This window comes from Flavobacterium cyanobacteriorum, assembly GCF_002251835.1.
GTDB lineage: Bacteria > Bacteroidota > Bacteroidia > Flavobacteriales > Flavobacteriaceae > Flavobacterium > Flavobacterium cyanobacteriorum.
In genome coordinates, this window is the sequence record NZ_NOXV01000299.1 from 1 (window position 1) to 13,597 (window position 13,597).

The window sequence follows — 13,597 nt, forward strand, 5'->3', positions numbered from 1 at the left end:
AATAAGCTGGAAATTAATTTAATACAATTTTTGTCGTGTACTTAGAGCAATTTGTTAATCTGCAAGGGCATTACAATTTTTACGGGTAACTTTAAGGTAAAACTTAAGGCATGTATAACTACACGGTTACATTTGTATATGACGGAGATTTTGACCTGCCTGACGAACCGGAGATACGCTACCGGAAAGTGCCGGATATGGTGCTCGAAAAAATGGAGCACCATGAGTTTGAGCTTGTAGATTTTAACCTTACCCAAAATTATGATGATGGTTACGCGGAACGTTATATTGACGACCCATACCTTCACCGTTCAGTACTCGAAATAAAACTTGACCTTGGCAGGGAGCACCTGCAAAGCAGGGAAGCTATTTATAACCGCTGCCTCGAAGCCATGCGTAGCGGCGGGCTTACGCTATGCCGCGCTTACGAGAACGACAATCCTAAAATGGGCTTGCTACAGAGCATAATATGCCTGGAAGCCCAGGATAATACGCAACCCGAATTCCAATTAAAAAATAAAAGCCATGGCAATTGAACTGGTTAACTGGGTAGAGATACCCGTGCAAAACATGGTGCGCGCCCGAAAGTTTTATGAGGCAGTTTTTGAATTTTCGCTGGCAGATGTAGAAATTGACGGCGTTACTTACCCGTGCTTTCCTAATAAGAATGATGATGGCTTTAGCGGTGCGCTGGTGCAATATGACTTTACATCGCCAGGCAGGTCAGGTGCTTTGGTATATTTCGCCGCGTCGCCTGATGTGGCCACAATGCTGGGCAGGGTACTGGCTGCCGGAGGCAATATTATACGCGAAAGAACAGAAATAGCACCAGGTTTCGGGTACTACGCCCTTTTTGAAGACAGTGAAGGGAATACACTGGCCTTGCAGGGAATGGAATAGTTACAAAGTACAGGAATACTTTGTAACTTTGCCCTTCTGTAACTTTTGCCTAATTATCCTTGATCTCTAAAAACACCATAGATACCGTATATGAAACCGCCCGGGTTGAGGAGGTTATAGGCGATTTTGTGCAGCTGAAGCGCGCAGGCAGCAACCTTAAGGGCTTAAGCCCGTTCAGTAACGAAAAGTCGCCCTCGTTCATGGTGTCTCCTGTAAAGCAGATATGGAAGGATTTTAGCTCGGGCAAGGGAGGGAATGTTGTTGCTTTCCTGATGGAACATGAACATTTTTCCTATCCTGAAGCCATACGCTACCTGGCAAAAAAGTACAATATTGAAATTGAAGAAACGGAACAGACTGAGGAAGATAAGGAACAGGCCAACGAGAAGGAAAGCATGTACCTGGTATCAGAATTTGCGCAGAAATATTTCCATAATACATTACTTACTACAGATGAAGGCCGCGCCATAGGTTATTCGTATTTTAAAGAACGCGGCTTTAGTGGCGACACCATAAACAAATTTGGGCTAGGCTATTCGCCGGAGCAGTGGGATGCCTTCACCAAAGAGGCCCTTGGCAAGGGCTACAAACTTGAGTACCTTGAAAAGACAGGCCTTACCATAAGTGGCGAGAACCGCCAGACAGACCGTTTCCGCGGCAGGGTTATGTTCCCCATACAAAGTATGTCGGGCCGTGTGCTGGGCTTTGGCGGGCGCATTCTCGGCAATGATAAAAAAGCAGCCAAATACCTCAACTCTCCCGAAAGCGACATTTACCACAAAAGCAAAGTGCTGTACGGTATTTATCATGCCAAGCAGGCTATCGCTAAAAAAGACAACTGCTACCTGGTGGAAGGCTATACCGATGTGATACAGCTGCACCAGGCAGGTATTGAAAATGTGGTGGCCTCGTCGGGTACTGCCCTTACCCCTGACCAGATACGCCTCATTAACCGGCTGACTAAGAACATTACCGTACTTTTTGATGGCGATGCGGCGGGTTTGCGGGCAGCAATAAGAGGTATAGACCTGATACTTGAGGAAGGCATGAACGTTAAGGTATGTACTTTCCCTGAAGGTGAGGACCCAGACAGTTTTGCCAAAAAATCGTCTTATGATGCCCTTGTGGCTTACCTTGAAGGCGAAGCAAAAGATTTTATCCAGTTCAAGGCATCGCTGCTTATGGATGAAGCCAAGAACGACCCGGTAAAGAAAGCCGGGCTTATACGCGATATGGTAACCAGCATATCAAAAATACCTGACAGGATACAGCGGGAGATTTATATACAGGAATGCGCGCGTATTATGGATATATCCGAACAGGTACTGGCAAGCACGCTGGCGCAGCTGGTACAAAAGGATATTGCCGATGCCGGAAAAAAGTTTAAGGAAGAGCAAAAACAAAAAGCCCTTGATGTTGTAAAAGACGGGCAGGAAGTTGCCGGACGGGTAGATGTGCTTTATGAACTGGAGCGCAAAATAATACAGATACTGCTCCTTTACGGAGGTGAAACCGAAGAGTTTGAAGATGTTTTGCTTAAAGCAGATGAGGAAGGCGAACTGAAAGAAGTAACCGAAATGAAGCAGTACAAGGTGTATGAGCGGATATTTCTCAGCCTGCAGGAAGATGAGATTGAACTGGCCAATCCTTTATTCAGGAAGTTGTACAGCAGCCTTATTGAATACTACAGGCAGCAGCCTGTTTTTGAAGCTGACCAGTACCTTATGGGGCTTGACCAGGAACTGTCCCGGGAAGTAACCAATATACTTATGGAAGAAGAACGGGAACTTCTGCACAACTGGGAAGTAAAGCAAATAATTGTAAAACAAAAAAACCAGACGATAGCGCAGTATGTTCAGGAAACAATACTGACCTTACGCTGGTTTCTTGTAGATAAAATAATTAATGAACTAAAAATAAGCCTTGCTGAGGCAGCGCCTGAAAATGATAATTCTGAAATACTTTCCATGGCGATTGACTACCAGCGGCTTATAAATAATTTTTCATCAAAATTAGGCAGGGTTATGTCCCGCTATAGTTAATAATTACACTATATCAAGCGTTTTTGCCTTATTCACAAGGTCCACAAGGTTGGTTACGTGCAGCTTGATAAGCAGGCGTAGCTTATAGGTGCTTATTGTTTTTTCATTAAGATCAAGCAGTTTGGCAATTTCCTTATTCTTTTTACCTTCGCTCAGGTAACGCAAAACCTCGATTTCCCGGGAAGAAAGCTTCCGGTACAGGCGCTCTGATTTTTTGCCCTTGTTCAGCAGGGCCAGGTTCTTTTTAACAGCATCGCTGAATATTATTTCACCCTGCTGCACCTTCTTGATAGCCGATTCCAGCTCTTCCATTTTAGAGCTTTTGTGCAGGTAAGCCGAAACACCTGCTTTCAGCGCATTGGGGGCATATATTTGTTCTGCCAGGTTGGTAAAAATGATTATCCTGGTGTCAGGAAATTCCCTAACCAGTGATTTCACCGAACTTATGCTAGTAAGCCCTTCAAGCTCAAGGTCAACAACGGCAGCATCTACGGTTTTTTTGTTAAGAATGTCCAGCAGGCTGTCAAGGTTGTTTACCACACCAACCAGACTTATATCCGGATTTTCCTTAAAGTAGGCTTTCATCCCGTAGTGTACCACCGGATGATTATCCGCCAGGCATAATTTAATCATAATTGCAATTTTTAGTTATCACCTTTACAGTAAAGTTAGCTATTTATATCTTAAAGTATTGTGAATGAAAGAATTTTATTTCAAATTTTCAGGTATTTTACAAACCGGTATCGGTATCATTTTGTGCTGGTTAGCAGCATTAAGCCTTTTGTAAATGTTAAATACGTCTTTTTGGCGTCCGTCAAAATCATTTTCTGTTTTTCCCTCTCCCATGGCTTTCATGGCCCATTCCAGTTCGTCATAGCTTGCACCAAGCTGGTCTTCATCGCTGCGGTCGTCACCAAAAAGCCCGTCAGTTGGCCTGGCCTCAATTATGCTCTGTGGCACCCCTAAATACCGGGCCAGTTCCCTTACCTCAGATTTTACAAGGTCAGCAATAGGGCTTATGTCCACGCCGCCATCGCCATATTTGGTAAAGAAACCCACCCCGAAGTCCTCCACCTTATTGCCCGTGCCGGCCACAAGCGCGCTGTTTATGCCGGCAAAGTAGTAAAGTGTTGCCATCCTTAGCCTAGCGCGGGTATTGGCCAGTGTAAGGTCCTGCAGGTGCCGGTTTTCCGTAACCGGTACCTGTTGCCGTAACGTTTCAAAAACAGGCGTCAGGTCGGCCAGTGTACCGCTTACATTACTGTATCTTTCTTTTAATGAGGCTATATGCTCGCGTGCGCGCGAAACATGGCTTTCCGCCTGGTGTATGGGCATTTCAACACATAGAGTAGGCAGCCCTGTACGGGCACAAAGCGTTGAGGTTACCGCAGAGTCAATTCCGCCGGATATGCCTACAACAAAACCTTTTACTTTTGCGTTTTCTGCATACCGGCTCAGCCAGTTTACGATGTAATTTGTTACCTGTTCCGTATTAAATGTTGCACTGTATGGCATAAAAATTAAAATGTTGGTTTTGGTCGTATATTTGCACGAAAATCCAGACTTTAAAGTTAAAAAATAAATCCAAGGATTTTCTTAATAAAGTTACAAATTATGAAGAATACTTTGTTTTTTTTGGCCGTAATAATGCTTATGATTTCCTGCAAAAAGGAAGATGGGGTGAAGCAAAAGGTTGCGGCTGTGCCGGTTAAGGAGGTAAAAATTCAACGTTTTGACAAACTTTTTTTTGAGAGTGGCCCGGAAGCATTGCCCGGACTGAAACAGCGTTTCCCTTATTTTTTCCCGGCAGGTAACAGCGACCAGGTGTGGATAGCCCGCATGAATGAGCCGTTCCTGAAAGAGCTTTATACAGAAGTACAGAAGAAATATCCTGATGTGAAAGGGGTTGAAGCCAGCCTGCAGGACCTTTTTCAGCATATAAAATTTTATTATCCTGAGGCAAAGCAGCCCGGGGTGGTTACACTGGTTTCTGATGATAATGAAATTAAATCTATCTACACTGACAGCCTTGTTATAATACCGCTCAGCCTATACCTTGGGAAAGACAACCGCCTTTATGAGGGGCTGCCAAAATATGTTGCGCAGAACTTTGAACCGTCGCAGATATTGCCAGATGTAGCGGCCAGCTTTGCAGAGGGTAAAATACGATTTCCACGCGACAGGACACTGCTGGCACAAATGATTTATTACGGCAAGCAGCTTTACATGAAGGACCTGCTCCTGCCCGATGTACCGGATGCTGATAAAATAGGCTATACAAAAGAGCAGGCAGCGTGGTGTGTTGCCAACGAAACGGATATGTGGCGCTATTTTATTGATGAAAAATTGCTGTATGAAACAGACCCTAAACTGGCAAGCCGTTTTATAAACCCGGCGCCTTTTTCTAAATTTTACCGTGAAATTGATAATGAATCGCCTGGCCGGGTAGGGCAGTGGATAGGATGGCAGATAGTAAGGTCCTACGCGGAAAACAACCCCAAAGCCACTTTACAGAAGATACTGGCGCTTGATGAAAAGCAATTGTTTGATAACTCTAAATACAAACCTAAGAAATAATGCCAAAGACAATAAAATCGGAAATAAAGCTTACTATTGAACTGGATGAAAACCGCATTCCTGAAAAACTGTACTGGGATGCGCCAGACGGTGGGGTGAAGCATGAAGAGACGAAAGCCCTGATGCTTTCCGTATGGGACAGCAAGCCACAGGAAAGCATGCGGATTGATCTATGGACTAAAGATATGCCTGTGGATGAAATGAAGGTATTCTTCCACCAGACACTCGTATCTATGGCCGACACCTATGAGCGCGCTACAGGCGACAAGAAAATGAGTGATACCATGAAAGATTTTTGTGATTATTTTGCAGAGAAACTGGAACTGAAGAAAGGATAAGATTGCGTGCTGCTCTGTCATTCTGCACAGAGCAGCGGAGTGAAGATCTCTAACAAAATAGTATTAAAAGTTGTTGAGATTCTTCCTTCGTCAGAATGACAAACATAGTAATGCAAATACAACTACGCCTATACAAACCTGCCGACCTGCACGAAGTACTTACTCTTTTCAGTGAAACGGTCCATACGGTTAATGCTAAAGACTATACACAGGAACAACTGGCTGCCTGGGCGCCGCAGCTACCGGACACAAATAAATGGCAGGCAACCCTGAGCAGCAATTATACGTTGGTGGCTAAGCAGGGTAACACGATAGTAGGTTTTGCCGATATTGATGCTACAGGATATTTTGAACATTTATTTGTTCATAAAGATTTCCAGGGGTGCGGTATAGCCGGTATGCTTGCCCATGCCATTGAAGGCCATGCGCTTGAGGCAGGATATGCAGTGATAACAGTTGCTGCTTCTATAACCGCAAAGCCCTTTTTTGAAAGAAGAGGCTACAAGGTGCTAAAACAGCAGAGCGTGGAAAGGCTGGGGCAGTTGCTTACAAACTTTTTGATGGAAAAGAGCCTGTAAAATTTCAAATTTAGCTTGCCAATAACAGGAATCCTAAAAATGCTATAGCCATTACCATGCAAAAGAATTCACTCCATGTTTTTTCAGACCAGTTTTTCATGATTTAACATTAAAATTTTTTCTACAGCTAAGATAAAAAATAATCAGATTTTTAAAAAAGTTACAGTTGTTTAAATATCTGCTTATTCACTTCGTCAATAAACTCAAGTAGTTTTTCACGGCCTGTACCGTCTGTAGATGAGGTAATAAAGTAAGGCGGCATTTCTTCCCAGTTGTTAGCCAGCAGCGCTTTCTTATAAGCAGCCACATGCTGTCCGGCTTTACCTTTACTGATCTTATCAGCTTTTGTGAATACAATACAAAAAGGTACCCCGCTTTCGCCGAGATAGGTTATAAATTCAAGATCTATCTTCAGCGCTTCCAGGCGTATGTCCACCAGCACAAACGCGCACGCCAGCTGGTCGCGTTGCTCAAAATAGTCTGTAATGAATTTCTGGAAAGTTTCTTTTGTTTTTTTAGAAACACGGGCATAGCCGTAGCCCGGGAGGTCTACCAGGAACCAGTTGCTGTTTATCTTAAAATGATTGATTAACTGTGTTTTGCCGGGCCTGCCTGATGTTTTGGCCAGGCTGTTGCGGCCGGTAAGCATATTGATAAGGGATGACTTGCCTACATTTGACCTGCCAATAAAAGCATACTCCGGCAAGGGCTCTTTAGGGCACTTGCTTACATCAGAATTGCTGATAATAAATTCGGCGGAGGTAATTTTCATGGTACTGGTTTAGCTGCAAAGGTATACAATTACTTTGGGCAATAAAAAAGCCTGCAATTGTGTGCAGGCTAAACAGTATCAAAGTTCATTTTTTTAAGCCATTCGTGCATCAGGCTGTTAAATTCGTCAGGATGCTCCATCATGGCGGCGTGCCCGCACTTATCAATCCAGTACAGGCTTGAGTTGGGCAGCAGCTGGTGAAATTCTTCCGCTACTTCAGGCGGGGTTACGTTGTCATTTTTCCCCCATATAATGCAGGTTGGCACGTGCATTTTGGGCAGGTCTTTGGCCATGTTGTGGCGTATGGCGCTTTTGGCAATAGTAAGCGTTTTTATAAGCTTTAGCCGGTCATTGGCCACGGCGTACACTTCATCTACAATTTCTTTAGTGGCAACAGCAGGGTCATAAAATACTTCCCCGGCTTTCTTTTTTATGTACTCATAATCGCCCCTGCGCGGATAGCTGTCGCCCATAGCGCTTTCATACAGCCCTGAGCTCCCGGTTATTACAAGCCCGAGCATTTTCTCCGGATACATCTTGGTGTGGTACAGCGCTATATGCCCCCCGAGGGAATTTCCCAGTAATATTACCCTGTCAAACCCTTTAAAAGTTATAAAGTCCTTTACCCACTTAGCAAATGCCTTAACGTTGGTCTTTAAAATATTTTGGGTATATATAGGCAGTTCCGGTATTACTACCTTATAGCCGTGCCTGGAGAAATATTCGGCTACACCGTCAAAATTACTGAGGCCGCCCATCAGCCCGTGAAGGATGATTATGGGTGTTCCCTCGCCGGCTTCGTAGTAGCTGTATTTGCCCTCTTTGTGTGTGCTTTGCATGTTTGGTTGGTAATCGATTCAACTTAGGGCAAATATATGATTTTATCATTAAAAAGGAAGCCTGTACGCATTTATTCCGGGGCATGTAATGGTTATGTTATTTCATTTATATAATTGTGTTGATATACACTTTTTTAGGTTATCAACAGCTTTTACACCAAGCTATTGGCCACAAACGGGTATTTCATCAGTGGTTGCTGCTACGTTGCTATTCCCCCTGATTTATGCTTAACTGCACAGGGGGCATCCCCAATATATGGCGCTGAATTTTTTTTAAAGAGATCTTGCGGTGGTAAAACTTATTAACAAAGTGGTAAAAAGTGGTAAGAAGTGGTAATTATTTCTATATATTTGCTTTGTATAATCCAAAGCCATAACTGCTTGAATGCCATAGTGGGAACATATGAATGCAAGGCGGACACCAAAGGAAGGCTAATGCTGCCTGCTCCTTTGAAGAAGCAGCTGGCGGCCGGCATTGACGATGGATTTGTACTGAAAAGGTCGGTTTTCCAGCCTTGCCTGGAGCTGTACCCTATGACTGAATGGAATGCCATGATGGCAAAAATCAATAAGCTTAACCGCTTTGTAAAAAAGAACAACGATTTTATAAGGAGGTTTACAGCCGGTGTGAAAATGGTAGAAATAGATGCTACAGGAAGGCTACTGATACCTAAAGACCTGGTGGTGTTTGCCGGAATTGATAAGGATATTGTCCTTTCTTCAGCGGTAAACATTGTTGAAATATGGGATAAGGATAAATATGAGCAGGCAATTGACGATTCTGTTGTTGATTTTGCTGACCTGGCAGAGGAAGTAATGGGTAATATAACAGATGATGCTGATGGAATATCATAACCCGGTATTGCTGAAAGAAACAGTTGACGGCCTGAATATTAAGCCGGGCGGAGTGTATGTGGATGTAACTTTTGGCGGTGGCGGGCATTCCAGGGAGATCATCAGCAGGCTGGGCCCGGGTGGGAGGCTCTTCGGTTTTGACCAGGACGAGGATGCGCAGGCCAATGTGATTGATGATGAGCGTTTTGTGCTGATACCTGAAAATTTCAGGTTTATAAAAAGGTTCCTGCGTTTTCATGGAGTGAGGGAGGTTGATGGCATACTGGCTGACCTTGGGGTGTCATCGCACCAGTTTGATGTGGCTGAGCGCGGGTTTTCTACCCGTTTTGATGCAGGGCTGGACATGAGGATGAGCCGCAAAAATGAGCTTAATGCTTATGTTGTTGTAAATGAATATGAAGAGCAGCAGCTTAAAAAGATGTTTTTTGAGTATGGCGAGCTTAAAAATGCCGGTGCGCTGGCCAATACAATAGTTAATGCCAGGAAAGAAAAGCCGATAAAGAACACGGAGCAGCTAAAGCAGGTGCTGGCGAAGTTCCTGCCGGCACACAAAAGCAATAAGATACTGGCGCAGATATACCAGGCTATACGCATTGAGGTAAATGAAGAAATTGATGTGCTGAAAGAGTTCCTGCAGCAGTCGCTTGAGGTGCTGAAACCGGGCGGCAGGCTTAGTGTGATATCGTATCATTCGCTGGAAGACAGGCTGGTAAAGCGTTTTATGCGCAACGGGATGTTTGAGGGTGAGCCGGACCGCGATGTGTATGGCAGGTTTGAAGTTCCTTTCAGGAGCATCGAAAAACTTATTGTGCCTACAGAAGAAGAAATTGCGGTAAACAACAGGGCACGTAGTGCAAAGTTAAGGGTTGCTGAAAAAATATAATGTTATGAAAGGCGGGGTTTACAGTTTGCTTAAAGCTAAATATCTTGTAGATGAAGGGTCTATGAGGAACTGGCGCTTCATTATATTCCTTATCATCATAGCCATACTCATGATTGCGAACTCTCATAACTATGAACAAAAGCTATACAGGATAACAGCCCTTGAAAGTGAGGTAAAAGAATTAAGGTCGGAGTTTGTGGACAGGCGTTCGGAGCTTATGGAGCTGAAAATGGAGTCGACCGTATCAAAAAAAATGGAAGAGAAAGGCATACTGCCATCGTCAGTACCGCCAAAAAAGATAAAGGTAGTTAAAGAAAAAGAGGAAAGTATACTGCATAAGCTATGGCGCTAGAGGATAAAAAAATCTCGTACCGTATATACCTTGTGGCCTTCATGATATTCGTGATGGCTGTTTGCATTTCTGTAAAACTGACCAACATACAATGGGTTGAGGGAGAGTATTACCGCAAGCTGGCCAAAGAGCGCACGGTGAAAAATTTTGTAATACCGGCTAATAAAGGCAACATCTATTCGGCTGACGGCAGCCTGCTGGCTACATCAATACCCAATTACAAAATACGTTTTGACGCGCTTGCCCCCAAAGAGGAAGATTTCAGGAAATACCTGAATCCACTGGCTGATTCGCTTTCAGTAATGCTGGGCAAGCCCTCAGGGCATTATTATAATGAGCTTAGGCAGGCCCGTGCCAACAAGAACAGGTATTTCCTGGTGGCCAGGAACCTTAGCTATACTGAATATATGCGTATAAAAAGCTTCCCGCTGTTCCGGCTTGGTGCTTTTAAAGGAGGGATAATCACGGAACAGCGGACAGTGAGGGAACACCCTATTGGCCGCATAGCCGAGCGTACTATAGGATATGAAAGGGTTGACCACAAAGGTGAAAACCTTACTGTGGGGATCGAAGGCGCCTTTGCACAGTACCTGAACGGTAAAGAAGGTAAGCGCCTTATGCAGAAGATAGCCAAGAACCAATGGAAACCTATTGGCGATGACAACGAGGTGGAGCCGGTTGACGGATATGATATTATATCAACTATTGATGTGTATATACAGGATATTGCACACCACGCACTGCTTAAGCAACTGGAGTACTATGAGGCAGACCACGGCTGTGTAGTAGTGATGGAAACGAAAACGGGGTATGTTAAAGCAATCTCAAATCTTGGCAGGAACATGGACGGATCCTACAGCGAAACGGTGAACTATGCCGTGTGGGAATCACATGAGCCGGGCTCTACATTTAAGCTGGCCGGCCTTATAGCGCTTCTTGAAGACAAAAAAGTAGATACCAGCAAAGTATATGATACCAGGGGGGGCGATATCACCTACTTTGGAAGGCATGTACGGGATTCTAAGAAAGGCGGTTATGGAAAAATTTCCCTGGCAAGAGGTTTTGAACTTTCGTCTAATACAGTGCTGGTGCAGGCCGTATATGATAATTATAAAGAGAATCCGCAGGAATTTGTAGACCACCTGAACCGTTTCGGGCTGAACAAAAAACTCGGAGTGCCTATTAAAGGTGAGGGCAGGCCTTACATTCCGCAGCCTGAAGACCCGCGTTGGTCAAGAATCACGCTGCCTTGGATGGGGTTTGGCTACGGGGTGTCAATGACGCCTCTGCAAACGCTTACTTTTTATAACGCCGTTGCCAATAATGGCGAAATGATAAGGCCGTTGTTTGTAAAAGAAATAAAAGAGTGGGACAGGACCATCAAAAGGTTTGATAAAGAGGTAATCAACCCGAAGATTTGTTCGGTAGAGACCCTTAAAAAAGTGAAGGCGGTGCTTGAAAACGTGGTGAAAAGAGGTACAGGTTCAAAACTATACTCTAAAGATTTTTCGATGGCGGGCAAAACCGGTACAGCACAGGTTGATTATGGCAAAGGCAAGGATAATATGTACTATTCATCCTCTTTTGCGGGCTATTTTCCGGCCGATAATCCGCAATACTCCTGCATTGTTATCATACACAAGCCAAGCACGGACAAAGGCTATTATGGAGCGGATGTATCAGGGCCTGTGTTTAAAAGGATTGCGCAGAAAATATTTACGGATGTGCCCTCAACAGACCAGATTAAGAAACTCGATAAAAAGATTAAAAAGCAGGAGCAGCTATATGCTTCTTACTACCAAAAGGAACAAAGAATAAAGGAAAAAGCGCCAAAGGCCATACCGAATACCATAGGTATGAGCGGTATGGATGCTGTGGCCCTGCTGGGCAACATGGGGCTGAAAGTGCAGGTGCTTGGTGTAGGGAAGGTAAAAAAACAATCGCTGGCGCCGGGGCAGCCTGTAAATAAAAAACAAACCATAATACTGGAATTGTCGTGATAAGTTTAAAGGACATATTATATAAAACTTCCATACAGGCCGTAAAAGGCACAACGGATATTCTTATCAATAAGATCGAATTTGATTCAAGGCTTGTTGGTGAGGGCGACGTTTTTGTGGCCATAAAAGGCACGCAAAGCGACGGGCACGGCTTTATACCCAAAGCCCTTGCCCAGGGTGCTGTAGCCGTTGTGTGTGAGTCGCTTCCTGAAGAGACGCCTGATAGTGTAACTTTTGTAGAAGTTAAAAGTACAAGTGCGGCACTGGCATACATGGCGGCAAACTATTATGGCAATCCGTCGCGAAACTTAAAGCTGGTTGGTGTAACCGGCACCAATGGCAAAACAACCATTGCATCGCTGCTATACCAGCTGTTCAGGAGTGCGGGCTATAAGGCCGGGCTTCTTTCTACCGTAAAGGTGATGGTGGACCAGGAAGAATATAAAGCTACGCACACAACGCCCGACTCACTAACCATAAACAGGTACCTGAAGATGATGGAGGAAGCAGGTGCTGAATATTGCTTTATGGAAGTAAGCTCGCACGGCATACACCAGAACAGGACAGAAGGGCTTGAGTTTGCAGGGGGGATATTCACTAACCTGTCTCATGACCATCTGGATTATCACAGCAGTTTTGCCGAGTACAGGAACGTAAAGAAGTTATTTTTTGACCATCTTCCTAAAACAGCCTTTGCGCTGACCAATATAGATGATAAGAACGGGCTTGTAATGCTGCAGAATACAGTAGCAAAAAAACTTACTTACGCCCTTAAAACATATGCTGATTACAGGGCGCAGATACTGGAAAACCAGCTTAGCGGCCTTTTGCTGAAGATAAATGAGCAGGAAGTATGGGTAAGGCTTATAGGCACTTTTAACGCTTATAACCTGCTGGCGATTTATGCTGCGGCGGTAAACCTTGGCCTTGGAAGTGGAGAAGTACTAAGGCTGATGAGCCAGCTACAGAGTGTTTCGGGCAGGTTCCAGTTTGTGGTATCTGATACCAACATTACAGCAATAGTTGATTATGCCCATACGCCCGATGCGCTTGAAAATGTACTAAAAACTATAGAAGGCATCCGCACACGTAATGAGCAGCTTATAACTGTGGTGGGCTGCGGTGGCGACAGGGACAGGACAAAGCGCCCGGTTATGGCACATATTGCCACCTCAATGAGCGATAAGGCCATCTTTACTTCAGATAATCCCCGGAGTGAAGATCCTGAGGATATTATAGAAGATATGGAAAAAGGGGTTGAACCCCAAAACCAGCGAAAAACAATAGCCGTGGTTGACAGGCGCCAGGCTATTAAGATCGCCTGCCAGCTGGCTATGCCCAATGATATTATCCTGATTGCAGGCAAGGGCCATGAAAATTACCAGGAAATAAAAGGGGTGAAGTATGATTTTGATGATATGCAAACAGTTAAGGAAATTTTAGAGCAACTAAACAAGTAGG

15 protein-coding genes are annotated in these 13,597 nt (G+C 44.4%); 11 read left to right on the plus strand and 4 right to left on the minus strand.

Annotation, left to right across the window (positions count from 1 at the left end):
• The first annotated feature begins 110 nt into the window (after positions 1-110).
• From CHU92_RS12660 to dnaG, 3 genes are read left to right on the plus strand one after another with little or no spacing between them, the layout of a single operon-like run.
• A complete protein-coding gene (locus tag CHU92_RS12660) occupies positions 111-536 on the plus strand; it encodes a hypothetical protein (protein ID WP_094416134.1) in 426 nt (141 codons plus the stop codon).
• Complete coding sequence (locus CHU92_RS12665) at positions 526-900, plus strand: VOC family protein (protein ID WP_094416136.1); 375 nt, start codon at positions 526-528, stop codon at positions 898-900. The genes CHU92_RS12660 and CHU92_RS12665 overlap by 11 nt, the downstream gene beginning before the upstream one ends.
• Before the next feature lie 59 nt (positions 901-959).
• Entirely contained in the window at positions 960-2,942 is a 1,983-nt protein-coding gene (gene dnaG / locus CHU92_RS12670) for a DNA primase (protein WP_094416138.1), read from the plus strand.
• A 3-nt stretch (positions 2,943-2,945) separates the two neighbouring features.
• On the opposite strand, the gene CHU92_RS12675 is transcribed toward dnaG, so the two are convergent.
• Positions 2,946-3,575 (minus strand): response regulator transcription factor, encoded by a 630-nt coding sequence (locus tag CHU92_RS12675; RefSeq protein WP_094416140.1) that lies wholly within the window; start codon positions 3,573-3,575, stop codon positions 2,946-2,948.
• Positions 3,576-3,650: 75 nt separating this feature from the next.
• Positions 3,651-4,457: an NAD(+) synthase gene (gene nadE, locus CHU92_RS12680; protein ID WP_094416142.1), complete on the minus strand. Its 807-nt coding sequence runs from the start codon at positions 4,455-4,457 to the stop codon at positions 3,651-3,653.
• 99 nt (positions 4,458-4,556) lie between these two features.
• Here nadE and gldB point away from each other — a divergent pair, with 99 nt between their 5' ends.
• The 3 genes from gldB to CHU92_RS12695 all read left to right on the plus strand — a co-directional run bounded on the left by gldB (position 4,557) and on the right by CHU92_RS12695 (position 6,435).
• Entirely contained in the window at positions 4,557-5,519 is a 963-nt protein-coding gene (gldB, locus tag CHU92_RS12685) for a gliding motility lipoprotein GldB (RefSeq protein WP_094416143.1), read from the plus strand.
• Positions 5,519-5,857, plus strand: a complete 339-nt coding sequence (gene gldC / locus CHU92_RS12690; RefSeq protein ID WP_165764658.1) for a gliding motility protein GldC — start codon at positions 5,519-5,521, stop codon at positions 5,855-5,857. The genes gldB and gldC overlap by 1 nt, the downstream gene beginning before the upstream one ends.
• A gap of 95 nt (positions 5,858-5,952) precedes the next feature.
• Positions 5,953-6,435 (plus strand): GNAT family N-acetyltransferase, encoded by a 483-nt coding sequence (locus CHU92_RS12695; protein WP_207759850.1) that lies wholly within the window; start codon positions 5,953-5,955, stop codon positions 6,433-6,435.
• A gap of 160 nt (positions 6,436-6,595) precedes the next feature.
• On the opposite strand, the gene yihA is transcribed toward CHU92_RS12695, so the two are convergent.
• Positions 6,596-7,207: a ribosome biogenesis GTP-binding protein YihA/YsxC gene (yihA, locus tag CHU92_RS12700; protein ID WP_094416145.1), complete on the minus strand. Its 612-nt coding sequence runs from the start codon at positions 7,205-7,207 to the stop codon at positions 6,596-6,598.
• Between the two features lie 68 nt (positions 7,208-7,275).
• Positions 7,276-8,046 carry an alpha/beta fold hydrolase gene (locus tag CHU92_RS12705; protein WP_094416147.1) on the minus strand — a complete coding sequence of 257 codons (771 nt, stop codon included), beginning with the start codon at positions 8,044-8,046 and terminating at the stop codon, positions 7,276-7,278.
• Positions 8,047-8,427: 381 nt separating this feature from the next.
• Between CHU92_RS12705 and mraZ the strand changes: the two genes are divergently transcribed.
• The 5 genes from mraZ to CHU92_RS12730 are packed head-to-tail and all read left to right on the plus strand — an operon-like array spanning position 8,428 to position 13,596.
• Complete coding sequence (gene mraZ / locus CHU92_RS12710; protein WP_094416149.1) at positions 8,428-8,901, plus strand: division/cell wall cluster transcriptional repressor MraZ; 474 nt, start codon at positions 8,428-8,430, stop codon at positions 8,899-8,901.
• Positions 8,888-9,784, plus strand: coding sequence for a 16S rRNA (cytosine(1402)-N(4))-methyltransferase RsmH (gene rsmH, locus CHU92_RS12715; RefSeq protein WP_094416303.1), 897 nt, complete (start codon positions 8,888-8,890; stop codon positions 9,782-9,784). The genes mraZ and rsmH overlap by 14 nt, the downstream gene beginning before the upstream one ends.
• Before the next feature lie 4 nt (positions 9,785-9,788).
• Positions 9,789-10,136, plus strand: a complete 348-nt coding sequence (locus CHU92_RS12720) for an FtsL-like putative cell division protein (RefSeq protein ID WP_094416305.1) — start codon at positions 9,789-9,791, stop codon at positions 10,134-10,136.
• Positions 10,127-12,136: a penicillin-binding protein gene (locus CHU92_RS12725; RefSeq protein ID WP_094416151.1), complete on the plus strand. Its 2,010-nt coding sequence runs from the start codon at positions 10,127-10,129 to the stop codon at positions 12,134-12,136. The genes CHU92_RS12720 and CHU92_RS12725 overlap by 10 nt, the downstream gene beginning before the upstream one ends.
• Positions 12,136-13,596 carry a UDP-N-acetylmuramoyl-L-alanyl-D-glutamate--2,6-diaminopimelate ligase gene (locus CHU92_RS12730; RefSeq protein WP_394335759.1) on the plus strand — a complete coding sequence of 487 codons (1,461 nt, stop codon included), beginning with the start codon at positions 12,136-12,138 and terminating at the stop codon, positions 13,594-13,596. Before CHU92_RS12725 ends, CHU92_RS12730 begins: the two co-directional genes overlap by 1 nt.
• Position 13,597: the final 1 nt, after the last annotated feature.